The organism is Chryseobacterium fluminis (genome assembly GCF_026314945.1).
Taxonomy (GTDB): Bacteria; Bacteroidota; Bacteroidia; order Flavobacteriales; family Weeksellaceae; genus Chryseobacterium; species Chryseobacterium fluminis.
The window spans coordinates 4,355,822-4,381,073 of sequence record NZ_CP111121.1; the positions used below are offsets into that span (position 1 = coordinate 4,355,822).

The 25,252-nt window shown below is 36.6% G+C and carries 26 protein-coding genes; 15 read left to right on the forward strand and 11 right to left on the reverse strand.

What is annotated here, in order from left to right:
* Positions 1-9: 9 nt before the first annotated feature.
* Positions 10-804: an FkbM family methyltransferase gene (locus ODZ84_RS19935; RefSeq protein ID WP_266174151.1), complete on the reverse strand. Its 795-nt coding sequence runs from the start codon at positions 802-804 to the stop codon at positions 10-12.
* Between the two features lie 170 nt (positions 805-974).
* Positions 975-1,640: a DUF2461 domain-containing protein gene (locus ODZ84_RS19940; protein ID WP_266174152.1), complete on the reverse strand. Its 666-nt coding sequence runs from the start codon at positions 1,638-1,640 to the stop codon at positions 975-977.
* Positions 1,641-1,911: 271 nt separating this feature from the next.
* On the opposite strand from ODZ84_RS19940, the gene ODZ84_RS19945 reads away from it, so the two are divergent.
* From ODZ84_RS19945 to ODZ84_RS19980, 8 genes are all read left to right on the forward strand, one after another.
* Positions 1,912-3,621 carry a DEAD/DEAH box helicase gene (locus tag ODZ84_RS19945; RefSeq protein WP_266174154.1) on the forward strand — a complete coding sequence of 570 codons (1,710 nt, stop codon included), beginning with the start codon at positions 1,912-1,914 and terminating at the stop codon, positions 3,619-3,621.
* A gap of 152 nt (positions 3,622-3,773) precedes the next feature.
* Positions 3,774-4,412: a DUF47 domain-containing protein gene (locus tag ODZ84_RS19950; RefSeq protein ID WP_259108349.1), complete on the forward strand. Its 639-nt coding sequence runs from the start codon at positions 3,774-3,776 to the stop codon at positions 4,410-4,412.
* Between the two features lie 15 nt (positions 4,413-4,427).
* Entirely contained in the window at positions 4,428-5,573 is a 1,146-nt protein-coding gene (locus ODZ84_RS19955; RefSeq protein ID WP_266174156.1) for an inorganic phosphate transporter, read from the forward strand.
* An 85-nt stretch (positions 5,574-5,658) separates the two neighbouring features.
* Positions 5,659-6,516: an IS5 family transposase gene (locus ODZ84_RS19960; RefSeq protein WP_266177416.1), complete on the forward strand. Its 858-nt coding sequence runs from the start codon at positions 5,659-5,661 to the stop codon at positions 6,514-6,516.
* A 91-nt stretch (positions 6,517-6,607) separates the two neighbouring features.
* Positions 6,608-7,579 carry a polyprenyl synthetase family protein gene (locus ODZ84_RS19965; RefSeq protein ID WP_266174157.1) on the forward strand — a complete coding sequence of 324 codons (972 nt, stop codon included), beginning with the start codon at positions 6,608-6,610 and terminating at the stop codon, positions 7,577-7,579.
* A gap of 90 nt (positions 7,580-7,669) precedes the next feature.
* The gene (locus ODZ84_RS19970) at positions 7,670-8,629 is read left to right on the forward strand and encodes a GSCFA domain-containing protein (RefSeq protein WP_266174158.1); all 960 of its coding nucleotides are present in this window, start codon (positions 7,670-7,672) and stop codon (positions 8,627-8,629) included.
* Entirely contained in the window at positions 8,622-9,149 is a 528-nt protein-coding gene (locus tag ODZ84_RS19975) for a DUF4269 domain-containing protein (RefSeq protein ID WP_266174159.1), read from the forward strand. Before ODZ84_RS19970 ends, ODZ84_RS19975 begins: the two co-directional genes overlap by 8 nt.
* A gap of 8 nt (positions 9,150-9,157) precedes the next feature.
* Entirely contained in the window at positions 9,158-9,928 is a 771-nt protein-coding gene (locus tag ODZ84_RS19980; protein ID WP_266174160.1) for a TatD family hydrolase, read from the forward strand.
* A 5-nt stretch (positions 9,929-9,933) separates the two neighbouring features.
* Here the strand turns inward: ODZ84_RS19980 and ODZ84_RS19985 are convergent, their stop codons facing one another.
* The 6 genes from ODZ84_RS19985 to hpt all read right to left on the reverse strand — a co-directional run bounded on the left by ODZ84_RS19985 (position 9,934) and on the right by hpt (position 15,354).
* Positions 9,934-10,908 carry a methyltransferase domain-containing protein gene (locus tag ODZ84_RS19985; protein ID WP_266174162.1) on the reverse strand — a complete coding sequence of 325 codons (975 nt, stop codon included), beginning with the start codon at positions 10,906-10,908 and terminating at the stop codon, positions 9,934-9,936.
* 51 nt (positions 10,909-10,959) lie between these two features.
* Complete coding sequence (locus ODZ84_RS19990; protein ID WP_266174163.1) at positions 10,960-12,264, reverse strand: DEAD/DEAH box helicase; 1,305 nt, start codon at positions 12,262-12,264, stop codon at positions 10,960-10,962.
* An 82-nt stretch (positions 12,265-12,346) separates the two neighbouring features.
* A complete protein-coding gene (locus ODZ84_RS19995; protein WP_266174164.1) occupies positions 12,347-12,835 on the reverse strand; it encodes a DUF6438 domain-containing protein in 489 nt (162 codons plus the stop codon).
* A 171-nt stretch (positions 12,836-13,006) separates the two neighbouring features.
* Positions 13,007-13,990 carry a GTPase ObgE gene (gene obgE / locus ODZ84_RS20000; protein WP_266174165.1) on the reverse strand — a complete coding sequence of 328 codons (984 nt, stop codon included), beginning with the start codon at positions 13,988-13,990 and terminating at the stop codon, positions 13,007-13,009.
* A gap of 80 nt (positions 13,991-14,070) precedes the next feature.
* The gene (locus tag ODZ84_RS20005; protein WP_266174167.1) at positions 14,071-14,649 is read right to left on the reverse strand and encodes an adenylate kinase; all 579 of its coding nucleotides are present in this window, start codon (positions 14,647-14,649) and stop codon (positions 14,071-14,073) included.
* Between the two features lie 150 nt (positions 14,650-14,799).
* Positions 14,800-15,354 carry a hypoxanthine phosphoribosyltransferase gene (gene hpt / locus ODZ84_RS20010; RefSeq protein ID WP_266174168.1) on the reverse strand — a complete coding sequence of 185 codons (555 nt, stop codon included), beginning with the start codon at positions 15,352-15,354 and terminating at the stop codon, positions 14,800-14,802.
* 361 nt (positions 15,355-15,715) lie between these two features.
* Between hpt and ODZ84_RS20015 the strand changes: the two genes are divergently transcribed.
* The gene (locus ODZ84_RS20015; protein WP_266174169.1) at positions 15,716-17,305 is read left to right on the forward strand and encodes an ABC-F family ATP-binding cassette domain-containing protein; all 1,590 of its coding nucleotides are present in this window, start codon (positions 15,716-15,718) and stop codon (positions 17,303-17,305) included.
* A 129-nt stretch (positions 17,306-17,434) separates the two neighbouring features.
* On the opposite strand, the gene ODZ84_RS20020 is transcribed toward ODZ84_RS20015, so the two are convergent.
* From ODZ84_RS20020 to ODZ84_RS20030, 3 genes are all read right to left on the reverse strand, one after another.
* Positions 17,435-17,734: a type II toxin-antitoxin system RelE/ParE family toxin gene (locus ODZ84_RS20020; RefSeq protein ID WP_266174170.1), complete on the reverse strand. Its 300-nt coding sequence runs from the start codon at positions 17,732-17,734 to the stop codon at positions 17,435-17,437.
* A complete protein-coding gene (locus tag ODZ84_RS20025; RefSeq protein ID WP_266174171.1) occupies positions 17,734-17,982 on the reverse strand; it encodes a type II toxin-antitoxin system ParD family antitoxin in 249 nt (82 codons plus the stop codon). The genes ODZ84_RS20020 and ODZ84_RS20025 overlap by 1 nt, the downstream gene beginning before the upstream one ends.
* Before the next feature lie 61 nt (positions 17,983-18,043).
* Positions 18,044-18,907, reverse strand: coding sequence for a DUF4238 domain-containing protein (locus ODZ84_RS20030; RefSeq protein WP_266174172.1), 864 nt, complete (start codon positions 18,905-18,907; stop codon positions 18,044-18,046).
* A gap of 160 nt (positions 18,908-19,067) precedes the next feature.
* Between ODZ84_RS20030 and ODZ84_RS20035 the strand changes: the two genes are divergently transcribed.
* The 6 genes from ODZ84_RS20035 (at position 19,068) to dapB (ending at position 25,158) form a co-directional block, all read left to right on the forward strand.
* Entirely contained in the window at positions 19,068-20,354 is a 1,287-nt protein-coding gene (locus tag ODZ84_RS20035; protein ID WP_266174173.1) for an adenylosuccinate synthase, read from the forward strand.
* A 581-nt stretch (positions 20,355-20,935) separates the two neighbouring features.
* Positions 20,936-21,781, forward strand: coding sequence for an energy transducer TonB (locus ODZ84_RS20040; protein ID WP_266174174.1), 846 nt, complete (start codon positions 20,936-20,938; stop codon positions 21,779-21,781).
* 163 nt (positions 21,782-21,944) lie between these two features.
* Entirely contained in the window at positions 21,945-22,718 is a 774-nt protein-coding gene (locus ODZ84_RS20045; RefSeq protein WP_266174175.1) for a ParA family protein, read from the forward strand.
* Positions 22,719-22,748: 30 nt separating this feature from the next.
* Entirely contained in the window at positions 22,749-23,639 is an 891-nt protein-coding gene (locus ODZ84_RS20050; protein ID WP_266174177.1) for a ParB/RepB/Spo0J family partition protein, read from the forward strand.
* On the forward strand, positions 23,640-24,278 hold the full coding sequence (locus ODZ84_RS20055; protein ID WP_266174178.1) for a DUF5683 domain-containing protein: 639 nt from the start codon (positions 23,640-23,642) through the stop codon (positions 24,276-24,278).
* Positions 24,279-24,456: 178 nt separating this feature from the next.
* Complete coding sequence (gene dapB, locus ODZ84_RS20060) at positions 24,457-25,158, forward strand: 4-hydroxy-tetrahydrodipicolinate reductase (protein ID WP_266174179.1); 702 nt, start codon at positions 24,457-24,459, stop codon at positions 25,156-25,158.
* Positions 25,159-25,252 lie beyond the last annotated feature (94 nt).

The window sequence follows — 25,252 nt, forward strand, 5'->3', positions numbered from 1 at the left end:
ATTTTAATTTTAAGAATTTTTGGGAATAAAGATGATATTATTGATGTAGTCGGTTTTATTTTTTTCATCACTGGTATTTCCTGAAAGAATGCTTTCAGTCAGTTTTTCCAGGGTAAAGGTAGTCCTGTTCAGATAATGGACATTATATCCCCAGGATTGAACTTCGGAGATCCCTTTCCAGATGGGCGTGTCATGGTGTCTCTGTTCTATTTCTACCATTAAAGTAGGAAAAAACTGTGTAATGATTTCTTTGGCACCATACAGCGTTTTCATTTCGTTGCCTTCGACATCGATTTTAATGAAATCCAGTCTGGTAAAATGTTCAATAGCGGCCCAGTCATCCAGTTTTATCACTTTTACTTTTTCAGTATAGCTTTTCTCTTCCCCTTTTTCTTTGTAAGCGGTTTTCAGGGTTCCCCTTGAAGCGATGGCTTTTCCGTTGATGACGGGAACTTTAAATTCAGCCGTTGTATTCTCATCAGAAAGAGCCAGCGGAAAAATCCTCATTCCCGGAAAAAGTCTTTTCAGTCTGCGGTACAGTTTTTTATTGGGCTCAAAGGCATAAATATGCTCATGATCCAATGTATTTTCCAGCTGGTAAAGAAAGGATCCCACATTGGCGCCAATATCAAGGATAACCGCTTTTTTGGGCAGATAATCTTTGATCCAGACCAGCTCCGGCTCTACATTACGTTTTGAAAAGTTTTCTTTAGTAAGATGATTCAGATTTTTGAAATATCTTTTTTTATAAAAACCGGGACTGATGTACTGTAGTTTTTCTGCAATTCTTTGGTATAGAGACATCCTTAGATTTTTTGACGACCAGCAAAGATAAGCAAAAATGTTAAACTAATGTTAAATAAATACAATTGTAATAGGTTGATTTACAGGTGTTAATTATCACCTGCTTCTGTATCCGGCTGAATTCTAAAAGATTTCAAATCGGGCAGCATCGTGCTGCAGAATTGTGGAGCTTATTGTAGAGGAGTGTTCAGGAAGTCATTCAGCGGTTTCATCAGCCTGAAAATGGCGGATAGATTTTTAACCGCATTTTGATTCAGTATTTCTTCATCTTTTAACGGATAAGTCACAATAAAATTTTTAAGTTTCAGGTATTCTGCCATCGGATCTTCTTTTTCAAAGCCCTGAGGAACTTTTTTCAGCTTGCCGTCCTGATCAAGCTCAGGGAAGTGCTTCTTAAAATCATGATGGTTTAAAATTTTCATAAAATCTTCTCCATACAACGATATTTCTCTTCTTAATTCCTTTAAGACCTGAGGTTCGGGCATATAAATTCCGCCTGCTATAAAGGATTTTCCAGGCTCCAGGTGAAGATAATAACCTCCTTTCTGACTTCCTTTTCCCATTCCCAAAGAAGCTCCGAAATTAGTTTTGTAGGGAATTTTATCCTTTGAAAACCGGGTATCCCTGTAAATCCTGAATAGTGATTTTTTAGCATCGATTTTGGCAAGCGCCTCATCAAATGCTGTCATTTCTCCGATCAGTTCTTCCAGAAAAGCAATAACATTCTGTTGCGATTCGGTATAGAGATTCTTATTTTCAGTGAACCATTCACGATTATTATTTCTGTGAAGTTTTTTTAAAAATTCGAAAGTTTTTGGAGATAAGATAGCCGGCATACATTTTATTTTACTCAAAAATAATCAAAACTATTCAGACTCCCAACGGGAATGATTTGAGTATTCTTAATTTTAATGTTTAAAAATGATTTTTTTGATAACCTGAATTGTGTTTGGAATATTATTAAATTAAAAATAAAAAAATTGTCGTATTTCTGTTGAAATTTAAAAATGCTTATGGTTTTATAAAATAAAATTATTAATTTCGTAATATTGTATAAAAGAAAATTCAAATATTAGTTGTATCTTTGCAAAAATTTTAAAATATTTAATGAATTTATTTACGGAAACCAATTTAAGTCCTGATATTCTTAAGGCAATTGGCGAACTGGGTTACGAAAGCCCGACAGAAATCCAAAAACAGACTATCCCTTTTATTCTTTCAGATATTCGCGACTTGATCGCACTTGCGCAGACGGGGACAGGCAAAACAGCAGCATTTTCGCTTCCGATTTTGGATATGATTGACGATACGAGTCGCAAAATCCAATTTTTGGTGCTTTGCCCGACACGAGAATTATGTCTTCAGATTACAAAAGACATAAAAAATTATTCTAAATATATGAAAGACATCAAAACGACTGCAGTTTATGGTGGAAGTAGTATTATGGACCAAATGAGATCTTTGAAGGATAAACCACAGATTATTGTGGGAACTCCGGGAAGAGTAATAGATCTTATCAACAGAAAAGCACTTGACTTTTCGGCAATTCACTGGCTCGTATTAGACGAAGCCGATGAAATGCTTTCAATGGGTTTCAAAGACGAATTGGAAACAATTCTAAGCGAAACACCTGAGACAAAACAGACTTTCCTGTTCTCAGCGACTATGAGTAAGGAAGTAGAGAGAATCTCTAAAAATTATCTTACACAACCTCACAGAATTTCTGTTGGTTCTATTAACGAAGTTAAGAAGAACATTAAGCACGAATACTATGTAGCAGGTTACCGCCAGAAAAAAGAAGCCCTTAAAAGATTAATTGATTCAAACCCGAATCAGTACTCGATTATCTTCTGCAGAACCAGAATGGAAACTCAGGAAGTTGCTGATTTCCTGATGCAGAATGGCTATGCTGCTGACGCGCTTCATGGTGATCTTTCTCAGGCTCAGAGAGACACGGTAATGAAAAAATTCAGATTAAAGAACATCGATATCTTGGTAGCGACAGACGTTGCAGCCAGAGGACTGGATGTAAATTCACTGACTCACGTTATCCATTATTCTTTACCTGATGATCCGGAAGTATTCGTTCACAGAAGCGGAAGAACCGGTAGAGCCGGAAAAGACGGTATTTCGATTTCTTTAATTAAGCCTGAAGAAAGCAGAAAATTAAAGCAAATCAAATCGGTTACCAAAATTGAGATTAATGAAGCTAAAATCCCGACAGGAGAAGAAGTGATTAAAGCTCAGGTAGGCGGTGTTTTCGAAAGTCTTTTTGAAGTACACGAAGATTTCTTTGAATTTGACGATTCTTTAATTCCTGATCTGTCAGCGTTTACTAAAGAAGAATTGGTTCACAAATTACTTCAGTTCCAGTTGAAAGATCTTGCCCTTTATTATAAAGACAGACACGATCTTATTGAGCAGAAACTCAGCAGCAGGGATGATGACTACTCATCAAGAAGAGGAGACAGAAGAGACCGTGACAGAGGAAGAGACCGCGACAGAGGAGAGAGAGGAGAAAGAAATGACAGAGGAAGAGAGCGTGGTGGAAAACCGAGAAAAAAAGATGAAAACATGGTAAGATTCTTCTTTAATCTTGGTAAAAAAGATCAGTTGAAGAAACTGGATGTATTAGACATTATCAATAAAGCAACATCCAATACCAAAAGCAAAAAAAGAGCTGAAATCGGTGATATTGAAATTTTAGAGAAATTCTCTTTCTTCGAAATTGAAAAATCATTCAAAGGAGACCTTTTAAGCAACATCTCAACGATGAAATTCAGAGGTAAAGATATGCGAGCTGAAGAAGCGAACTAATCCCATCATAAATGATCATAAAACCGGCTGTAAAGTCGGTTTTTTTATTTGGTAATCAGGAGTTAAGCGTATGTTAACAAAACTTAATGTTATATAGTTTCAGGTAAGATGCTTTTTTAGGAAATTTGCACTCGAATTATAAATACTATAAAATGGGAATTGGTAATATTTTCCACGCTTTTCAACCAAAAGATAAAATCTTCTTCGTACTGTTCGAAAAAGTAACAGAAAACCTTGTAGCCATGTCTGAGGAATTCAATCACGGGATCAAAGATTTCGATCTTAACGACGATTCTATGTTGAAAAAGATGAGCGATTATGAACACAAAAATGATGAATTAACACACGAGATCTTCGTAGAACTTGGAAAAAACTTTATTACGCCGTTCGACAGAGAAGATATTCACACGTTAGCAACAGGATTAGATGATATCGCAGACTACATCTACGCTTCTACAAAATATATTTTCTTATATAAGTCTCCGGAGATGAAAGCCTATTCGGATTTCTCATTACTGATCCATAAAGCTTGTCTTGAGATTCAGAATGCCATGAAAAATCTTAAAGGGTTTAAAAACATGGACCAGGTGAAAGAAGCCTGTATCAAAGTAAATTCTATTGAAAACATTGCAGATGATCTGCTTTCAAACTCAATGGTAGAGTTATTTGAGACCAACGATGCCATCAATATTATTAAAGTTTCATCGGTACTTAATTATCTTGAAGTAGTAACTGACAAAGCAGAGGATGTTGCCAATACGATTGAGAACATCATGATTAAATACGCTTAATAATAATTAACAAAAATGGAATTTCCTATTTTACTTATAGTTATTATTGCGCTGGCTTTAATCTTCGATTATATCAACGGTTTCCATGATGCAGCCAACTCAATTGCAACTATTGTTTCTACAAAAGTTTTAACTCCGTTTCAGGCTGTACTTTGGGCAGCGCTCTGGAATTTTGCCGCTTTCTTTATCGCTGCATACATTATCGGAGAATTTAAAATCGGTAATACAATTGCCAAAACAGTTAACGAGAACTTTATCACCCTTGAAGTTATATTTTCAGGATTGGTTGCAGCAATTCTTTGGAATCTTTTAACGTGGTGGTTCGGAATACCTTCTTCCTCATCCCACACATTAATCGGTGGATTCCTGGGAGCAGCGCTGATGCATGCTTTCATGATGGATTATCATGATGTAGTGGCTGCACAGCCTGATTTAGGACTGTGGGCAACGTTTAAGGAGGCCGCCTATCAGGTAACGACGCAGAGTGTTGTCAAGTTTGATAAAGTAATCCCTATTTTCCTGTTCATTTTCATGGCACCGATCATCGGGATGATCATCTCTATTATTATTACGTTAATTATTGTTCATCTTTATAAAAGATCGAATCCTCATAAAGCTGACCAGTCTTTTAAAAGATTGCAGCTGGCGTCTTCGGCGCTTTTCAGTTTGGGACACGGTCTGAATGATGCACAGAAAGTGATGGGGATCATCGGCGCAGCATTGATTTATTATCATGTCAATATGCTCCAGGATCCGGTGTATCTGAATATTCCTTCTGCGGGTCGTTTCGACTACTTTGCGGAACATTATCTGTGGGTTCCCCTGGTATCATTCCTGGCCATTGGTTTGGGAACCATGAGCGGGGGTTGGAAAATTATTAAAACAATGGGTACCAAGATTACAAAAGTGACCTCTCTGGAAGGGGTAAGTGCTGAAACGGCAGGAGCAATTACACTGTTTATTACAGACCACTTCGGTATTCCTGTTTCTACAACCCATACCATTACAGGATCCATCATTGGTGTAGGTTTAACAAAAAGAATTTCAGCCGTAAGATGGGGGATTACCGTAAGTCTTCTATGGGCCTGGGTATTAACGATTCCTATCTCTGCGATCGTAGCCGGAATTACCTATCTTATTGTAACATTCCTGACTCAATAGAATTTACAAATTCATTTAAAGAAGTGATCTTGACTTATTGAAAAAAAATAGATTAGTTGTTTGCTATAAAAAAAGGGATTAGGAAATTAGTGCCGCTAAACAAAAAAAATCCTATCCCTTGTACCAAGTACTAAGCAAAGATACAATAGAATTAGAAATTGCACCTTATATTCCAATTGGAAAAAGAGGTTTCAAATCAAAAGCACCTATTTGTGAGATTATTAACTGTATTTTATATAAACTTAAAACAGGCATTCAATGGTATCTTTTACCTGTTTTACAATTGTTCAGTAAAGAAGTTCTACATTATAAGACAGTTTTCGGCTACTACCGTCAATGGTGTAAAGCCGGAATATGGAGAGCCTGCTGGAGTGGTATTTTACAAAACAATAAATCAATGATCGATTTGTCCAGCGCAGATGTAGACGGCAGCCACACTCCGGCGTTAAGGGGAGGTGAAGCCGTTGGATATCAGGGTAGGAAAAAGCGTAAAACAACTAATGCCCTTTATTTGTCGGATCGAAATGGCTTGCCACTGGCCATGTCGATCCCTGTGTGTGGAAATCATAACGATTTGTTTAATATTGAAAAACATTTTACAGAAATGACCAATTTTTTACAGGAGTCGGGTATCTCATTGGATGGTCTTTTTGTGAATTTTGATGCCGGATTTGATGCGGAGAATCTACGTTTAAGAGCGTCAGAATTGGGGATAATAGCCAATATTGCTCATAATAAAAGAAACTCTAATACAGATAATGACCATTATTTTGATCATCAACTATACAAAGAGCGATACGCCATAGAAAGAACAAATGCCTGGCTGGATAGTTTCAGATCGGTGCTCAACAGGTTTGATACCACCATTACCAGCTGGATAGGATTTAATTATTTAGCTTTTATTGTTATTGCCTGTAAAAAGATGATGAAAAAGTCGAGATGAGTTCAAAATATAAACTTTGTCCGTTTTGGGCAAAGTTTTTTGTTTTATAAAGCCTTTAAAAATTGTATTTTTGTTCAAATTATAAGATTTTATGGAATTTTTAGACCGATACCAGCAGATTGTTGCTGACGCCATTGCTAAATATACTTTTAAAGATAAACCCACGGAATTATATGATCCGATGAACTATATCATTTCCCACGGCGGAAAGCGTCTCCGTCCGATTATGGTTTTGATGGCTTGTGATTTGTTTGGGGGAGATCTTAAAGAGGCAATCAAACCGGCCCTGGCAATAGAATTTTTCCATAATTTCACTCTTATCCATGACGACATTATGGATGAAGCACCTTTAAGAAGGAATAAGCCGACCATCCATACTTTGCATGGAATCAACGTAGGAATTCTTTCGGGAGACGGCTTAATGCTGAAAGCTTATAAATTCTTTGAAGATCTTGAGCCTGAGATTTTTAAAGCCTGTATCAGAATTTTTACCCATACCGGTCTACTTTTATGCGAAGGCCAGCAGTACGATATTAATTTTGAAACTCAGGAAAATGTAACCTATGATGATTACATCAGAATGATTACCTATAAAACGGGAGTTTTAAGTGCCTCTTCTTTTGAAATCGGGGCTTTAATTGCCAAGGCAAATTTCAAAGATGCCAAGGCTATTTTCAACTTCGGAAAACATATCGGAATCGCATTCCAGATCATGGATGATTACCTGGATGTATTCGGAGACCAGGCACAGTTCGGAAAAAAACATGCCGGCGATATTTACGAAAACAAGAAAACCGTACTGTATCTGCTGGCGAGAGAGTATGCCACTGAAGAAGAAAGAAAAGAGCTGGACTACTGGTATTCCAAAAAAACGGATAATATTGACAAGGTATATAACGTTGAAAAGATTTTCAGAAGAACAAAAGTGGATGAAAAAGCATTGCGCCTTATTGAAAAACACAACGAGATCGGCCAAAGCTATCTTCAGAAAATAGATATTCCTGAAGAGAAGAAAAAGCCGTTTGCAGAACTGGCCAATTATTTGTTGAGAAGAGAATCATAATCCGGTAATAGGTCAGTGGAAAATCTGAAGATGAAAAAACAGGGATTTAATTTTCAGATTGACACATTCTCACATTTTCAAATCGAGTGAATGAAATTCAGGACAGAAGTTGATATAAAAGCGTCGGGAAAGAAAATTGAAGTTGAAGATAAAATATTTTCAATAGGATCCTGCTTTGCTTCGGAAATGTCAGATCTCTTCTCTCAGGGGCAGTTACAGACCGTCAATAATCCTTTTGGAACCATTTTCAACCCCTTTTCAATCAGCAATTCGGTCAAAAGGCTTCATGATGCAGAATTTTATACCGAAGAAGAACTGATCACCTTTAATGATGAATTTATTTCATTAGATCATCATACGGGTTTCGACAGCCGGTACGTTCACCGGACCTTACAGAAAATCAACGGGGAAATAGAGAAAGGAAATTCCTTTCTTCAGACAGCCAACTGGGTGATCATTACGTACGGCACATCCTTTATCTATGAATTTGTTCCCAAACAAAAACTGGTAGCCAACTGCCACAGAATTCCCCAAAAATTTTTTGAAAAAAGACTGTTGACCTATCAGGAACTTACCGACTCCATTTACGATACCATTATGAATCTGAAAGATATCTGTGTAGATGATGTTCAGATCTTATTTACGGTTTCACCGGTGCGCCATACCAAAGACGGAATGGTAGAGAACCAGTTAAGCAAATCAAAATTAATAACGGCGATTCATGATATGATTGATGAACTGGAATACTGTCATTATCTTCCGGTTTACGAAATTCTGATGGATGATCTCCGGGATTACCGTTTCTATAAAGAAGATATGATTCATCCTAACAGTCAGGCAGTGGCTTATATTTTCGATAAATTCGGGGAGGCCTATTTTTCTGAAGCTACCAAAAGTTTTATCAAAGAAAATTTTAAGATACTCAAAGCTCTGGAACACAGAGCAAGTGACGACAAGGATCCCAAATATATAGAGTTCAGAGATAAATTAAATCAGAGAATTGAGATCCAGCAGCAAAAGGTCAGACATAAAATATTTTCAGATGATTGATTTTACGACTATTGATTATCTGAAAACAGGAAATAACAGGCAAAGAAGAGCTTATGAAGTTCTTACTCAATACAGAATATTTGAAAAACTGAGTGATTATTCACCGCTTCTGGTAGGAACAGTCCCTATCGAAATCGATATTGAAGGAAGTGATCTGGATATCATCTGTCAGGTTGATCTGAGATTCAAAGAAATTTTTTTAGATCGATTAAAGCTTAGCGAAATAATTCCCGGTAATGCAGAATATAACATTGATTATCCCGTGATAAGCGGAGAAAAATGTATGGTTATCAATTTCATGCTGGAAGAATTTCCGGTTGAAATTTTTGGACAGAATAAACCTGCAGATCAGCAGAACGCCTATCGCCATATGATTGCTGAATATAAAATATTACAGGAAAAAGGAGAATATTTTAAACAAAAAATAATAGAACTAAAGACAAAAGGAATCAAAACGGAACCGGCTTTTGGATTGCTGCTGGATCTGAAAAATCCTTATGAAGATCTGTTAAAATACTGATAAAAAAAATGATTGATACCCATACCCATCTCTATTCGGAAGAATTTGATGAAGACAGAAAAGAAGCCATTCAGAGAGCATTGGATAAAGGAATTACCGAATTTTACCTTCCGGCCATAGATTCTGAATCTCATAAAAAAATGCTGCAGCTGGAAGCAGAATATCCCAACCGAATCTTCTCAATGATGGGTTTGCATCCTTGCTATGTAAAACCGGAATCCTGGGAAAATGAGCTGAAAATTGTTAAAAATTATCTTGATCAGAGAACGTTTCCGGCCATTGGAGAAATCGGAATCGACCTGTACTGGGATAAAACCACTCTGGACATTCAGGTAAAAGCATTTGAACAGCAAATCGACTGGGCTCTTGAAAAGGATCTTCCAATCGTTATTCATACCAGAGAAAGCTTTGATGAAACTTTTGAAGTACTGGAAAGAAAAAAACATCCTAAGCTAAGAGGTATCTTCCATTGCTTCTCCGGAAATCTGGAACAGGCCAGACATGCGGTCGACCTTAATTTTATTCTGGGAATCGGTGGAGTAGTGACCTTCAAAAATGGCAAAATCGATCAGTTTTTACATGAAATTCCACTGGATAAAATCGTTCTGGAAACCGATTCACCCTATCTCGCACCCGTTCCGCACAGGGGGAAAAGAAATGAAAGCTCTTATCTGGATCTGGTCGCCGGGAAACTCGTGAATATCTACGGAAGAGATTTCCCGGAAATCGATAAGATTACGACTGAAAATGCCAGAAGAATGTTTAATGTGCAGCCTTAGATCCCTTACTGTTTAAGCCTGTAGATACCAAAAACAAAATCACTCGGGTGATGGCATAAAAATTCATCCTCCAAAGCAAAAATGTTTTCGAGGATGAGTTTTTTTTCAGCATCTACCTCTACGAAGTGATGTGCAATATCTTTAAAGACGCTTTGAAGGATATTATTTCCGTAAGATTTTTCATCAATGATATCAAATTTCTGATGGATTGCAGGGATAATACGCTTAGAATCTACACATTCCGAAGGGTCTGCAACAATCATTCTGATAACACCGGAACCATAATATTTATTTTTATAGATCCCAGTCTTGAAGATCCGTCTGAATTTTTTCGGAATTTTCTCTAAAGCTTTATTAATATACTGCAGCTGAATGGCAGAATACTGCAGTCTGCTGTTTCCTACAAATTCATTAATGATGATATATCCTTCCGGTTTCAGGCTCTTAATAACCACATCATTCAGGAATTGCGGAATATGATCAAAATGATGCAGTGAGGCGTGGAAAAAGACAATATCGTAGGCTTCAGGAGCAAATGAATAAGTCAAAACATTTTCAGCAAAATAAAAGATGTTATTAAGATTTTTCTGATCCGAAATATTTTTCGCTTTTTTCAATAATTCGTCAGAAAAATCATAACAGTGGATCTCAATTTCGGGATTAAGTTCTGCAAGTCTTATTTCGTGACTGCAGACCCCGGTTCCCAAGGCCAGAATTTTTATATGGCTTTTATCCTTGAAGAAAGATGCTGTCAGATACTCTTCATAGGTTGTATTTTCATCACCGGTGATCAGCTTATTCCATCTTTTTCTGACCTCAGGAATGATCCAGAAGTTAGACGTCTGTATCTCTCTCTCGTTAAAAGCACTTTGCGTTCTTTTATAAGAATTAAAACTCAGTTTAGATAAAAGAAAGGGCAGACCCCTCTGATGAAGTTTAATATAAATATCTTTTAAATCTTCAAGGGTTAAAATTCTCATGCAGAAAAGGGTTTTTAAACAAATCGAAAAATATTTTAGCGACAGATCTATTTACTTTTTTCTGAAAAAGCTCTTGTTTTTCGGCTTTTTATATCCTACAGCAGCTGTTGCAGAAGGCTTCTTTTTATCTTTCGAATTGGCGGATCCCGCAGGGCTTGATGTTCTTGGCCTTCCGCTACCTGGAGCAGTCGGTTTATTATTAGAATCTCTTTTCTGAGCAACTAAATTATCTGTATGAAACGGATGGTTTTTGACTACCGGAATTTTTTTACCGATCAGCTTTTCCGTATTCTTCAGATTCAGTAAATCAAGTCCGTCTACAAAAGAAATGGAGCTTCCTTCGGCACCCGCTCGTCCTGTTCTTCCGATTCTGTGAACATACGTTTCGGAAACATCAGAAAGTTCAAAATTGATGACGTATTTCAATTCGTCGATATCAATTCCTCTTGCAGCGATGTCTGTGGCGACCAGAACTCTCGTTTTTCCGGATTTAAAATTGTTCAGTGCATTTTGTCTTGCATTCTGGGATTTATTTCCGTGAATAGCTTCTGTGGTGATCTGATCGCCCTGAAGTTTTCTGGCGATTTTATCAGCACCGTGTTTCGTTCTTGAAAACACCAGAACAGAATCTGAAATATCATTTTTAAGAATGTGAGCCAGAAGGTTTAATTTATTCTCTTTTTCAACGAAATAAACAGATTGCTTGATGGTGTCTGCTGTGGAAGAAACCGGAGTTACTTCTACTTTTACAGGATTATTTAAGATAGAATCAGCCAGTTTCTGAATCTCTGAAGGCATGGTTGCGGAGAAAAATAAAGTCTGTCTTCTCTGTGGCAAAAGCTTGATGACTCTCTTCACATCATGCACAAAACCCATATCCAGCATTCTGTCGGCTTCATCAAGTACAAATATTTCAATATTTTTTAAGCTGATAATTCCCTGAGCAATAAAATCAAGCAGTCTTCCCGGAGTGGCAACCAGAATATCAACACCTTTTCTTAAGGCTGCTTCCTGATTTCCCTGTTTGACGCCTCCGAAAATAACCAATTGTTTTAATGGTAAATATTTCCCGTAATTATTGATATTTTCTTCAATCTGAATCGCCAACTCTCTTGTGGGAGTTAATATTAAGGCTTTAATATTTTTATTGGGCGTTTTATTTTTAGCAAGATTCTGTAAAATGGGGATGGAGAAAGCCGCTGTTTTTCCGGTTCCTGTCTGCGCGCAACCCAAAAAGTCACGACCGTTTAAAATTTCAGGAATTGATCTCTCCTGAATAGGGGTTGGGTTGGTATATCCTTGTTCTTCAATTGCTTTTGCAATAGGATCTATTAATTGTAAGTCTGTAAAATTCAAATGACTGTTTTTAATTTAAACAAAAATTCCTTCATTTTGAAGGAATTCAATTTGCAAAGGTAGTTTAAATATTTTTAAGTGATCAATTCACTTTTGTCCATTGCTGATTATGTCTTAATTCTTCGAAAAATTTATAAACTTCTTTCAGTTTTTCGGTCCCGCGCTTTCCGTAGTCTTCTACATTTTTTGAAGTTCCGTCAGTCATATTGATTCTCAGATAAGAGGTCGGCATATCGGAAATATTTCTCTCACCATAGTTATCCTTAAGGTTTTTCACATCCAAGCCATCTAACAGGGTTATCAGTTTATTGTAATCCTCCTGTGTTATGGTTCCTTTAAAAGTTCCTTCACGGGGCTTTGAAAACTCATCTTTTGAAGGTGTTTTTGTAAAATTAAAATGCTCGGCTTCAAACATGGCAGTTCTGTCTGCATTGATGGTCATTTTAAAAACGGGACAGAATCCAAAACATGGAGTTGCTTCATATTCTATCGTAGAATATTTTGACTGTACTTTCTGCGAATTGCATGAAAATAAAAATATAAAGGCACAAAGACCCAGTATATATTTCATAGTTTTATCTTTGGCTGGAATCTTTCAACAATTGTTCCAAAATGATGCTACCTGAATTCATATCCTACATCTTCATTTAAAAACCCGGTTTTGCAGAAAATATTTTTCAGTAATGATCCAAAAAAAGTACACCAAAGTGTACTTTAATATATTTAGTAAATTATTCTAATTTTATCCGTGAAGCTGTTTCCAGATGGCATCCTTTAATTCCACCAGACCTTCACCGGTAACTCCCGAGAAAAACAAAGGCTGTTTGTTTTCAGGAAATTCTGCTGCGATTTCGTTTTTCAGTTCGTCGTCCAGTAAATCGGATTTTGAGACGGAAATAATAAAATCTTTATCCAATAGTTCAGGATTGTATTCCTTCAGTTCATTTTCAAGAATTTTAAATTCCTGGAAGTGATCTTCAGAATCTGCTGGAATAAGAAATAATAAGATTGAATTTCTTTCGATATGTCTTAAAAATCGGTGGCCTAATCCCTTGCCCTCTGCGGCACCTTCGATGATTCCCGGGATGTCAGCCATTACAAAAGATTTATAATTTCTGTAATCTACGATTCCAAGGTTAGGTGTTAATGTGGTAAAAGCGTAATTGGCAATTTTAGGTTTTGCCGCAGAAACTGATGCTAAAAGAGTAGATTTCCCGGCATTCGGGAAACCGACAAGACCTACATCGGCTAAAATCTTAAGCTCAAAAACTACGTAACCTTCCTGTCCGTCCATTCCCGGCTGTGCAAATCTCGGCGTCTGGTTAGTAGAAGATTTGAAATGTTCATTTCCCTTTCCTCCCATTCCGCCTTCCATCAGGATGATCTCCTGACCATCTTCCATGATCTCTCCGATGATCTCACCCTCTTCATTCTTAGCAATAGTCCCGATCGGAACTTCAATATAAACATCAGCTCCGTATGCTCCGGTTAACTGGTTTTTTCCTCCGTTTTCACCACGTTCCGCTTTCACGTGACGGGTATAGCGGAGAGGGAGTAACGTCCACTCCTGAGCATTTCCCTTCATAATAACGTGACCGCCACGGCCCCCGTCTCCTCCATCAGGACCTCCCTTAGGAATATATTTTTCACGGCGAAGATGGGCAGAACCTGCACCTCCATGTCCGCTCTTACAGTGAATCTTTACGTAATCTACAAAATTTGACATTTCTTATAATTATGAGTTATGAGTTATGAATTATGAGCTATGAATTTTAAAACTAATAACCCATCACTCATAACTTTTAACTATTTTACTTTTTCTACTTCAGCGAAAAGTTTTTCAGAGATTTCGTTGATATCTCCCACACCGTTAATCTCTACATATTTTCCTTGTTGTTTGTAAAGCTCGGCTACTTCCGCTGTCTTCGTGTAGTATTCTTTAATTCTATTTTCGATGATCTCTACATTGCTGTCATCAGATCTCCCGCTGATTTCTCCTCTTTTCAAAAGTCTTTCAACCAGGATCGTATCTTCCACAACCAATGAAAGGCAAACGTCGATCTCATCATTCAGTTCCTCTTTTACTATTTTTTCCAAGGCTTCTGTCTGAACCGCAGTCCTCGGATATCCGTCGAAAATAAATCCTGCAGCATCCGTTGGTTTTCTTATTTCGTCAACCAGCATATCTGTTGTTACCTGATCCGGAACCAGTTCTCCCTTATCGATGAATGATTTTGCCAGCTTTCCAAGTTCAGTGTCATTTTTCATGTTGAACCTGAAAAGATCACCGGTTGAAATCTGCTTTAAATTAAATTTCTCGATTAAGTTTTGTGCTTGAGTTCCTTTTCCACTTCCTGGAGGGCCGAACAGAACAATGTTTATCATAATGTTGAAGGGCTTTGGCAATTGGCAGTTGGCTTTTGGCTTTTACCGTTAGCTTATCTGCTTTTAGCCTTTAGCATTTTTAAGTTATTATTAAATTTATTTCTTATTTACTTTTTTAGGCTAAAAGCTATCAGCTAATAGCCAACAGCGTTAATGGTTGATCTGTCCTTCTTCCAACTGGTACAGATTCGGTAGGTTTCTCCCTAATTCATCATAATCCAATCCGTAACCTAAAACAAATTTGTTGGGAATTTCCTTGCCGATATAATCGAGATTAAAATCTTTCTTATACACTTCAGGTTTCAGTAGGAAGGAAGCAATTTTTACAGATTTCGGACGTTGTGTCTCATTGAAATATTTAAACAGACTTTCAACGGTATTTCCGGTATCCACGATATCCTCTACCAGGATGATATGACGGTCCTTTACATCTTTCGTTAATTCCATTTTCTGATAAACGATTCCCGTAGATTCTGTTCCGGCATAAGAGCTCATCTGGATAAATGCAATTTCACATTCTCCCGGATAATGCTTCAAAAGATCTGAGAAAAACATGATCACTCCGTTCAGAACACCAATGAATACAGGAACTTCATCTTTATAATCTTCATAAATTTTTAAAGCTGTAGCCTTTACAATCTCCTGAATTTCGGCGTCCTCCAGATAAGGAACGAAAGTTTTGTCGTGAACTTTAATACTTTCCATAAAATTTTTAGTAGGCCGCAAAGTTACGGATTTTTGATGAAAGTTTTTTTGAGGTGTTTTAGTTTAGTAAAACATTTAGCTTTAAAACCTTAATTGAAAACCGATAATTCGTTGAATTCCTTTCAGAATGATGGCTGATGTCAATCATTTGCCTGATTATATGTTATAACTGTTTCTTGACTGTTTTTAATGGAATTCTTGATCTGACCCAATGGTAACACTTTCTGAAATATTTAAAATGATTATCTTTGCAACACAATCAAACCTCAATAGAAGAATGTAGGATATAATTTCTTTCGGATTTAATAGACGATAACAGAAAATGTTATTGCAGTTTTAACTTTACTAAAAGAAAGAAATTATGCTTTTTCTACATCACATATCCTTTAGGTTTCCTGCGGGGAACCTGCTCTTTAATTCTATAAATTTAACGGTACAACCTCATACGAAATCTGCTCTGGTCGGAAGTAACGGCATGGGAAAATCTACCTTGCTGAAAATTATTGCCAGTGAAATTGAGCCTTTGGAAGGGAGTGTCAATAGTCAGGGCAATCTTTTTTATGTTCCTCAGATGTTCGGGAATTTTAATAATCGCACGGTGGCTGAATGTCTGAACATCGATAAAAAACTTGATGCCCTTCACAAAATAACCAGTGGGGAAGTGGATGAAATAAATTTTGAAATACTGAATGACGATTGGGACATTGAAGAACGTTGCCTGCAGGCTTTACATTATTGGAAACTTGAAAATTTAAATCTCGACCAAAAACTGGAAAACTTGAGTGGAGGACAAAAGACCAAAGTTTTCCTGGCAGGAATTCAGATCAGTCAGCCTGAAATTATTTTACTGGATGAGCCTACGAATCATCTCGATCTGGAAGCGCGGAACCTGTTGTATGATTTTATTGAAAAAACAAGTTCAACCGTTGTAATTGTCAGTCACGATCGAACTTTGCTGAATTTGGCCGATACGATTTTTGAACTCAGCAATCAGGGAATTTCAACGTACGCCGGAAACTACGATTTTTATACCGGACAAAAAGAAATTGAAAATGAAGCCCTGCAAAATGACATTCATTCCAAAGAACGGGCGCTAAAAAAAGCGAAAGAAAAGGAACGCGAAACGCTGGAACGAAAGCAAAAACTTGATGCACGGGGAAAAGGAAAGCAGGATAAATCGGGTGTGGCGAGAATTATGATGAACACGCTACGAAATAATGCCGAGAAAAATTCTTCGAAATTAAAGTCTGTCCATGCTGAGAAAATCAATGATATTTCCGGTGATCTGCGGGATTTACGTTTATCTGTAAGAAGTTCGGATCAGATAAAGGTGAATTTTAATGATTCTGATCTGCATTCGGGGAAAATTTTGATTTCTGCAAAAGAAATTAATTTTAAGTATGATAATGAAAATCTTTGGAATGAAAATCTTAATCTTGAAATCCGAAGTGGTGACCGAATTTCCATTAAAGGGTCGAACGGTTCAGGAAAAACGACTTTAGTTAAATTATTGTTGGGAGATTTACAGGCATCTGTCGGAACAGTTTCGAGAGCAGATTTTCAGACGATTTATATTGATCAGGAATATTCTTTAGTCCATAAAAAGACCACCGTTTATGATTTTGCCCAACAGTTTAACGATACTGTATTGCAGGAAACGGAGGTGAAAACCTTATTGTCGAGATTTTTATTCGGAAAAGAAACCTGGGACAAAAACTGTGATGTTCTGAGTGGAGGAGAACGCCTTCGACTTCTTCTGTGCGGACTTTCCATTAGCAGTAAAGCACCCGATCTGATTATTCTCGATGAACCCACCAATAATTTAGACCTTCAAAATGTAGAAATTCTGACGAATTCTCTTAAGGATTATCGTGGAACTTTAATGGTGATTTCGCATGATGTGGTGTTTTTGGAGGAAGTTGGGGTGAGTGGTGAAATTATTTTGAATTAAATATTGCTTTGTGAATCTAAACCTAACAGGTTTTTAAAATCTGTTAGGTTTGCGTTTTATTCATCTAATATAGATGATATCTATTTACAGGAAACCTTCAAAGTTTTTGAAACCTTAAAGGCTTATTATTTATTCATCCAATCTAGATGATATATCCATTTTTTGATGAAGAATTCTGATGATTTCAATTTCTTTATATTTAAGATTGATTCTATAAAAAATAAAATGTGATTTTACTCTCGAACGTAAATATCCTTTTCTGATTTCATTGTAATCTTTTCCAGATTTTGGATTTTCAGATAAATATTCAATTTCATCCATTAATAAATCAAAATAATGATCTGCCTGTTCTTTCGACCAGACCTCAAATGTATACAGCCAAATTTTTTCTAAATCATTCGACGCTTCTTTGCTGATTCTGTATTTCATTACTCAGCAGAATGCTTTTGATGAAGATTTTTAAGGAATTCCTTGCGGTCAAAATTCTCAACAAACCCGGATTTTTCGCCTTTTTTTAATTCGCTGATTAATTCTGATTTTTTAGATTCTTCATACTCAAACATGCGTAATGCAGCTCTCACGACTTCACTCGCAGAAGAGAATTTTCCTGATTTAATCTGTTGACTAATAAAATTATCGAAATAATCCCCTAATAATATGGATGTGTTTTTTGCCATTATTTTAATTTTAATTCAAAGATACCAATTCTTGGTATTTGCTCACAATTGAATTAGTACTTTATATAAGTTCGTTAAATAGATTTTTTTTATACTCTTCTAGTGTACAATTATTTTCATTGTCAAGTTTTATTAAAAAGTCTATATAACTTTCGTCACTCGTTGCTAAATAGTTGACGGATTGTTTTAGTGAAATTAGATCTATAAGATAATGTAATTGGTGATTGAATCTTTGAGTTAAATTTCGTTTTACAAAAATTCTATGTTGAGATAAAGGGAAGATGTAATCGTCTTCATATACTTTAATAAGATTATTCTCTTTAAAAATAATTGGAAAGTCTGAACAAATTGAAGGGAGTTCTTTTGGTCGAGCAAGAATGTGATATTGTGTTCTGCAATTGAATCCACGAATAGAATCTAATAAAGAGTTATAAAGTTTATATGCTTTATAAAATTCAGGTTCATTCTTAAATTTTTCGCTTAGTTCTTCATTATGATTACCAAATTCATCAATTATTTTCAAACCTAATTGTTTTAACTTATATTTTTTAATGTCATCTTGAAGTATATTTTTGTTAAATGGCGATCTCCAATACATTTGACTAACGAAATTATTAATATATGGCATGTCATCTTCATTGACTCCAAATCTATGTTCATAATTACTGTTATTAATTGTATGAAGAATTTTTGCAAAGTTATTATCAATTTTTTCATAAAATTTCTCCATAAAATCATCTTCTCCGAAATCAGTTGTAATTGTATTATCTTTTAAAATATAAAAATGAAAAGAAGGAGAAAAAAGTTTTCCATTTTGCTTGAACTTCTTTGTTTTTACATTGAAAATTTTAAATTTTTCATTTTCACTTGCAAATCCTTTAAGATAAAATATAGGCAAGAAATGATGCTTTACAGATTGATTCATACTTTTAATAGTAAAGAAGTCAAATATAGTCAAGAAGAAAATGTAATGCAATTATTTTTAACCACATGATTTCCACCCACCCAAAAATAAAATCCCCCTCAAATTTGCCCACCCAATTTTTTAAAAGTAATTTTGCATGAATCTAAAATAAAAGTAAAATATGTCAACTTACGTAGTTGTAGGTCTTCAGTATGGAGATGAAGGTAAAGGAAAAATAACGGATGTTTTATCGGCAAAATCGGATTACGTTGTACGCTTCCAGGGAGGGGACAACGCGGGTCACACGGTTTATGTAGGGGATGAGAAATTCGTTTTGCACCTTCTTCCATCGGGAGTTCTTCAGTGCAAAGGGAAATGTATCATTGCCAACGGAGTAGTGGTCAATCCTAAATCTTTCATTAAGGAGGTGAATCAGATCGAAAGCAAAAACATGAGAACTGATCACATTTTCATCAGCAGAAGAGCGCATGTCATCATGCCTTACCACATTCTTTTGGATACGTACCGTGAGGAAGAGCACGGAGGAACACAGATCGGAACCACGAAAAAAGGAATCGGACCTTGCTATGAAGACAAAATTGCAAGAGTCGGAATCAGAATGATCGATCTTCTGAATCCTGAAATTTTAAGAGATAAAATCGAGAAGAACTTAAAAATTAAGAATTCTCTTTTTGAAAAATATTATGGAAAACCGACTTTAGACGTTGAAGAAATTTACAACGAATATTTAGAAATCGGAAAGCAGCTTCAGGACAGAATCGTGGATACGGAACTGGAACTGAACGAAGCCATCAGAGATGGTAAAAACGTTTTATTCGAAGGCGCTCAGGCATTGATGCTGGATATCGACTTCGGAACCTATCCATACGTAACTTCATCTTCTCCATCTACAGGAGGGGTGTGTACAGGAGCAGGAGTTCCGCCAACGTCACTTCAAAACCTGATCGGTGTAGCAAAAGCATACTGTACAAGAGTTGGAAACGGACCTTTCCCTTCAGAATTAGATAACGAATTAGGAGAAAGCATCAGACAGATCGGTGGTGAGTTTGGAGCGACTACAGGAAGACCAAGAAGAACAGGGTGGTTAGACCTTGTTTCCTTGAAGCACGCTTGTATGATCAATGGGATCAATAACCTGGTTATTACGAAATTAGACGTTCTTACAGGAATTGAAACATTAAAAATCGTTACCCATTACAAAACAGAAGACGGTAAAATAATTGATTATTTTACATCTTCAACAGAAAAATTATACAACTACGAGCCAATCTATCAGGATCTGCCGGGTTGGACTGAAGATTTAACGAAGGTAAGAAGCTACGACGAACTTCCTGATACTGCTCAGAAATACATCGAGTTTATTGAAAAGTACTTAGGAATCAATGTTTACTTAGTTTCTGTTGGGCCTGAAAGAAGCCAGAATATTATCAGAAAAGAATTATTCTAAGGAATATTTTAAACACATGAAAGAGACTGCCAGTTTTTGGCAGTCTTTTTTTATGCCATTCTTAGAAGTAATAATAAGCTTGTTTTTAAGCCATCCTGCAAAACAATCTCTATGGATCAGTTGGTAACAACAACCATTAACTATTTTAAGAACTTTTCCGGCTATCTATTGCAATTTCTTTTGACGAGATCGATTGTACTTATTGTATTAATGCTGGCATCAGTATAAGTCTTAAACTTTTATTTTTTATTCCGATCAATTTTATCATTATTCAAATTTTAATTTTCTCTGTCGCATTAACAGGTTATTAGGTATTAATCTTGAGATTTTGACTGTTGTTCTTACTGTTTTTTTAATTTGGCAGTTAACAGAAGATGTTGAGAAAAATGAAATTGAATGTGGACATACAGAAACATACTTACTATCCTTTACATAGTTAATTTTATATATTGTTATAATTATTTTTAAAATACTGATATTTTGGTAAGAATTTGGCAAAAATTTTGCTGTTGAAACAATGCTTGTCGATAAGAGCTATAAAAATAATAATTACCCTTATATAACAGTTTAAATATTTAATAGTGATGAAACACCTAATGGAAAATAAAGAGTTTCGATTTAATGAAGTTCTTTTCGAGCACCGCAACAAAGAATACGGTGCTTATGTACTAAGAAATGAATCAGATAAAATACTTACCAAAGCCCTTTTTGTGGGCGTAAGTCTTCTGGCAGCTATTTCTGTTACTCCTCTTATTATCAATTCATTTAGAACCTCAGAAGTAGTAACAGAAGGTGGCTTTGAATTGCCACCGCCTGTAATTATTGTTGATACAGAGGTACCTCCGCCACCTGCTGTGATTCCACATCAGGCCACCGCTGCCTCTCAGGTAAGGACTACTGACGCGAGAGTACCGGAACCTAAAAAGGAAGTGACTCAGGAGGTCGTTTACGAAAAAATAGAAGGAGCAGTTGCAGGAGTTAAAAATAATGCTGATGGAGAAATTGCAACTCCAAATGTTCCTATATCCACAGCACCAACGATCGGAACAGGAACAGTTCCAACTATCCCGTCAACTTTGGTTGTTCAGAAAGAAGATCCTTCCAAAATTGTAGAAGGTGATGAGCTGAGTGTTGAAGCGAGTTATGAAGGCGGAATCAATGCTTTCAGGGATAAAGTAATGAACAAATTTGATACCTCAGGATTTGAAGACAGCAATGGTATTGTAAAAACAACCGTTACTTTTATTGTTGAAACCAACGGGACCATCTCCGGAATCAAAGCGGATGGTAAAGATGTGGCTTTCAACAGTGAAGCAGCAAGGGTCATCAAACAGATTAAAGGGAGCTGGAAGCCCGGTAAAAATAAAAAGGGACAGGCAGTAAGAAGTTACTTCAGATTTCCGATCTCCATGAAGTTTGAAAATTAATCTCCAAACAAATTTTTAAATAGTTATCCACAAAGATTTTTTTTTGTGGATAATTTTTTTTATTGTTAAGAGGTTTATTAACAGTATTTTAACTCAATTTTGGTTTTCCCCATCCGTTGAGAGCAAAGAAAAAAGTGTATTTTTGACACTTAAAGTTCTAATAATGGCAAAAATCATAGGTATCGCTAACCAAAAAGGTGGAGTAGGTAAAACTACCACAGCTGTAAATCTTGCAGCTGCATTGGGAGTATTGGAGAAAAAAATATTAATCATTGATGCCGATCCGCAGGCGAATGCGACGTCCGGTCTGGGAGTGGACTATGTTCAGTATTCCACCTATAATCTATTAGAACACAGCGTTGATACCATCAACTGCATCAAGCAGACCGCAACTCCAAATCTGGATATTGTGCCTTCTCATATCGATTTAGTAGCTGCGGAGATTGAATTGGTAGATAAAGAAGACCGGGAGTACATGCTTAAAAAAGCATTGGTAAGTGTAAGAGATAACTATGATTACATTATCATCGACTGTGCTCCGAGTTTAGGTTTGATTACCGTAAATGCCCTTACTGCGGCAGATTCTGTAATTATTCCCATCCAATGTGAATATTTTGCCCTGGAAGGACTTGGCAAATTACTGAATACCATTAAGAATGTTCAGAAAATTCATAATAAGGATTTAGATATCGAAGGGTTGCTTCTCACCATGTATGACAGCAGATTGCGATTGTCTAATCAGGTCGTGGAGGAAGTAAACTCCCATTTTCCTGAAATGGTTTTCGAAACCATCATCAGCAGAAATGTAAGATTAAGCGAAGCTCCAAGTTTCGGGGAAAGTATTCTGAATTACGATGCAGAAAGTAAAGGAGCGATCCAGTACATTCAGCTGGCAGAAGAAGTTCTCCTGAGAAACGAGAAATTGATAAAAAATTAATAGCCATAAACAAACAGCGTAGAGTAGACTATGAAGGATAAAAAAAGAGTGATGGGACGTGGTTTAGGCGCAATTCTAAGTGCAGAATCCAAAGCAACAGTTAATTCAGCGACCGATGAAGGAGCAGATAAATTTGTAGGGAATATCGTAGAAGTAGCCCTTGAAGATATCTATCCTAACCCGACTCAGCCAAGAACCTACTTTGATGAAAAATCATTAAACGAACTCGCTCAATCAATTAAAAATCTTGGGGTAATCCAACCCATTACCTTGAGAAAAGAGGGAGAGAAATTTGAAATTATATCCGGGGAAAGGCGTTTCAGAGCGACCAAACTTGCCGGATTAACATCCATTCCTGCTTATATCCGCCTGGTTAATGATCAGGAACTTCTTGAGATGGCTCTTGTAGAAAATATCCAGAGAGAAGATCTTGATGCGATCGAGATTGCATTAACCTACCAAAGGCTGATGGACGAGATCGGGCTTACGCAGGAAAATCTGAGCCAGCGTGTTGGAAAAGACAGGAGTACCATCACCAATTCTATCAGATTGCTGAGGCTCAATCCGGATATTCAGAATGCGATCAGAAGCGGAGAGATTTCTGCAGGACACGGAAGGGCCATTATAAGCCTTGAAACTGAAGAGCATCAGCAGGCTTTATTTGATTTGATTATTCAGGAAAAACTAAATGTTCGTCAGGCTGAACAAGCAGCTACTGCATTAAAGAATCCAAAATCACCGGCTGCAAAAAAAGTAAAAGCAGAACTTTCTAACAGTTATAAGAGAGCGCAGAAAACGATTGCAGATATTTTAGAAGTAAAAGTGGAGATCAAAGCTTCTCCCAATGGTAAAAAAGGTAAAATTGTTCTTGACTTCAAAAATGAAGACGAACTGGAATATATTTTATCTCATATTAAATAAATGAAAAAAATACTTTTCACATTTTTCCTGAGTCTGTTTGCTTTTGCATATGCGCAGGTAAATCCCAATGATACCATCCGGGTGGAGTACCATCCGAAAGACAGTATCCCTGCTGCAAAGCCTGTGAAATCCGAATCTAAAGTGATTACGGATCTTGAAAAGGCAAACGGACCCACAAACAAAACATTAAAACTAAATCCCACAAGAGCAGGGCTTTATTCAGCAGTATTACCGGGTCTGGGACAGTATTATAATAAAAAATACTGGAAAGTTCCAATTGTCTGGGGTGCTGTAGGCGCAGGAGTGGGTATCGCCATCTGGAATGATAATCAGTACAAAAAATACAGAGAATATTATATCGCAAAACTTAACGGTACGCCCAATGAGTTTGTTGATAATCACCCTTTCCTGGATAAAACAGCATTGGGAAATGCGCAGGACAGAGCAAAACGGCAAAGGGATTATGCCATTGCCATCACGGGGCTAATTTACATTTTAAATATCGTAGATGCTGTTGTTGATGCCCATCTCTATGAGAGCCGGCATGATCCGGACCTGTCCTTCAGTCCTGCGGTCATCCAGGATCACTATGGGATCAATCCGCCAAAAACCGGGTTGAGTTTAAGTTATAGATTCTAAATAATTAACAATAAATTCTGTTTTTGCAAATCATTGCGGACTTTGTTAAGTGACATGCCTTTGCGAACTTAAAACGTTTAGTAGTCAAAAAAAACTTTGCGACCTTTGCGCTAAAAAATAAAATCAGAATTTAAATAAAAATTTAGGCTGTTAAAAAAGCCGGCAAATATATAAAAATATGAAAATAGCATTAGTTGGATACGGTAAAATGGGCAGAATTATTGATGAAATTGCTACCAAAAGAGGTCATGAGGTAGTAGCCCGATTAAAAGAAACTCCAACTGCTGAAAATCTTAATAATCCCGATGTTGTTATCGAATTTTCTTTACCGGAAGTCGCCTACAGTAATATCAAATCCTGCCTGGAAAATAAAATTCCCGTGATTTGTGGAACAACCGGATGGCTTGATAAAAAAGAAGAAGTAGAAAGAATAGCTCTCGAAAACGGAACTGCATTTTTGTATGGTTCCAACTTCAGCCTGGGTGTAAATTTATTCTTTGCCCTTAACGAAAGGTTGGCTGATCTGATGAAAAATGTAGAGGAATACTCATGTCAGCTGGAGGAAATTCACCATATTCATAAACTTGATGCACCGAGTGGAACTGCTATTTCCATTGCAGAAGGGATCTTTAAGAATAATCCGAAATATGACGCCTGGAAATTAGAGGAAACCCAGGGAAATCAACTGGGGATCTTTGCCATCCGCGAAGATGAGGTTCCCGGAACACACAGTGTTTTTTACAGAAGTGAAGTGGATGAAATTGAAATCAAGCATACGGCCTTCAACAGAAACGGCTTTGCACTGGGAGCTGTAGTCGCTGCCGAATGGATCAAAGATAAAAAAGGAAATTTCACCATGAAAGATGTTTTAGGTCTTTAATTTTGTAACAATTTTCCTACATTGCAAACTAATTGGATTTATAAGACAGAAAATTAAATATTTATTGCTTATAACCAATGACTCATATTATAGA

Bases quoted from the DNA above. Each gene is read 5' to 3' on its own strand.
- ODZ84_RS19935 (WP_266174151.1), bottom strand. From the start codon at position 804: ATGTCTCTATACCAAAGAATTGCAGAAAAACTACAGTACATCAGTCCC.
- ODZ84_RS19940 (WP_266174152.1), bottom strand. From the start codon at position 1,640: ATGCCGGCTATCTTATCTCCAAAAACTTTCGAATTTTTAAAAAAACTT.
- ODZ84_RS19945 (WP_266174154.1), top strand. From the start codon at position 1,912: ATGAATTTATTTACGGAAACCAATTTAAGTCCTGATATTCTTAAGGCA.
- ODZ84_RS19950 (WP_259108349.1), top strand. From the start codon at position 3,774: ATGGGAATTGGTAATATTTTCCACGCTTTTCAACCAAAAGATAAAATC.
- ODZ84_RS19955 (WP_266174156.1), top strand. From the start codon at position 4,428: ATGGAATTTCCTATTTTACTTATAGTTATTATTGCGCTGGCTTTAATC.
- ODZ84_RS19965 (WP_266174157.1), top strand. From the start codon at position 6,608: ATGGAATTTTTAGACCGATACCAGCAGATTGTTGCTGACGCCATTGCT.
- ODZ84_RS19970 (WP_266174158.1), top strand. From the start codon at position 7,670: ATGAAATTCAGGACAGAAGTTGATATAAAAGCGTCGGGAAAGAAAATT.
- ODZ84_RS19975 (WP_266174159.1), top strand. From the start codon at position 8,622: ATGATTGATTTTACGACTATTGATTATCTGAAAACAGGAAATAACAGG.
- ODZ84_RS19980 (WP_266174160.1), top strand. From the start codon at position 9,158: ATGATTGATACCCATACCCATCTCTATTCGGAAGAATTTGATGAAGAC.
- ODZ84_RS19985 (WP_266174162.1), bottom strand. From the start codon at position 10,908: ATGAGAATTTTAACCCTTGAAGATTTAAAAGATATTTATATTAAACTT.
- ODZ84_RS19995 (WP_266174164.1), bottom strand. From the start codon at position 12,835: ATGAAATATATACTGGGTCTTTGTGCCTTTATATTTTTATTTTCATGC.
- obgE (WP_266174165.1), bottom strand. From the start codon at position 13,990: ATGTCAAATTTTGTAGATTACGTAAAGATTCACTGTAAGAGCGGACAT.
- ODZ84_RS20005 (WP_266174167.1), bottom strand. From the start codon at position 14,649: ATGATAAACATTGTTCTGTTCGGCCCTCCAGGAAGTGGAAAAGGAACT.
- hpt (WP_266174168.1), bottom strand. From the start codon at position 15,354: ATGGAAAGTATTAAAGTTCACGACAAAACTTTCGTTCCTTATCTGGAG.
- ODZ84_RS20015 (WP_266174169.1), top strand. From the start codon at position 15,716: ATGCTTTTTCTACATCACATATCCTTTAGGTTTCCTGCGGGGAACCTG.
- ODZ84_RS20020 (WP_266174170.1), bottom strand. From the start codon at position 17,734: ATGAAATACAGAATCAGCAAAGAAGCGTCGAATGATTTAGAAAAAATT.
- ODZ84_RS20025 (WP_266174171.1), bottom strand. From the start codon at position 17,982: ATGGCAAAAAACACATCCATATTATTAGGGGATTATTTCGATAATTTT.
- ODZ84_RS20030 (WP_266174172.1), bottom strand. From the start codon at position 18,907: ATGAATCAATCTGTAAAGCATCATTTCTTGCCTATATTTTATCTTAAA.
- ODZ84_RS20035 (WP_266174173.1), top strand. From the start codon at position 19,068: ATGTCAACTTACGTAGTTGTAGGTCTTCAGTATGGAGATGAAGGTAAA.
- ODZ84_RS20045 (WP_266174175.1), top strand. From the start codon at position 21,945: ATGGCAAAAATCATAGGTATCGCTAACCAAAAAGGTGGAGTAGGTAAA.
- ODZ84_RS20050 (WP_266174177.1), top strand. From the start codon at position 22,749: ATGAAGGATAAAAAAAGAGTGATGGGACGTGGTTTAGGCGCAATTCTA.
- ODZ84_RS20055 (WP_266174178.1), top strand. From the start codon at position 23,640: ATGAAAAAAATACTTTTCACATTTTTCCTGAGTCTGTTTGCTTTTGCA.
- dapB (WP_266174179.1), top strand. From the start codon at position 24,457: ATGAAAATAGCATTAGTTGGATACGGTAAAATGGGCAGAATTATTGAT.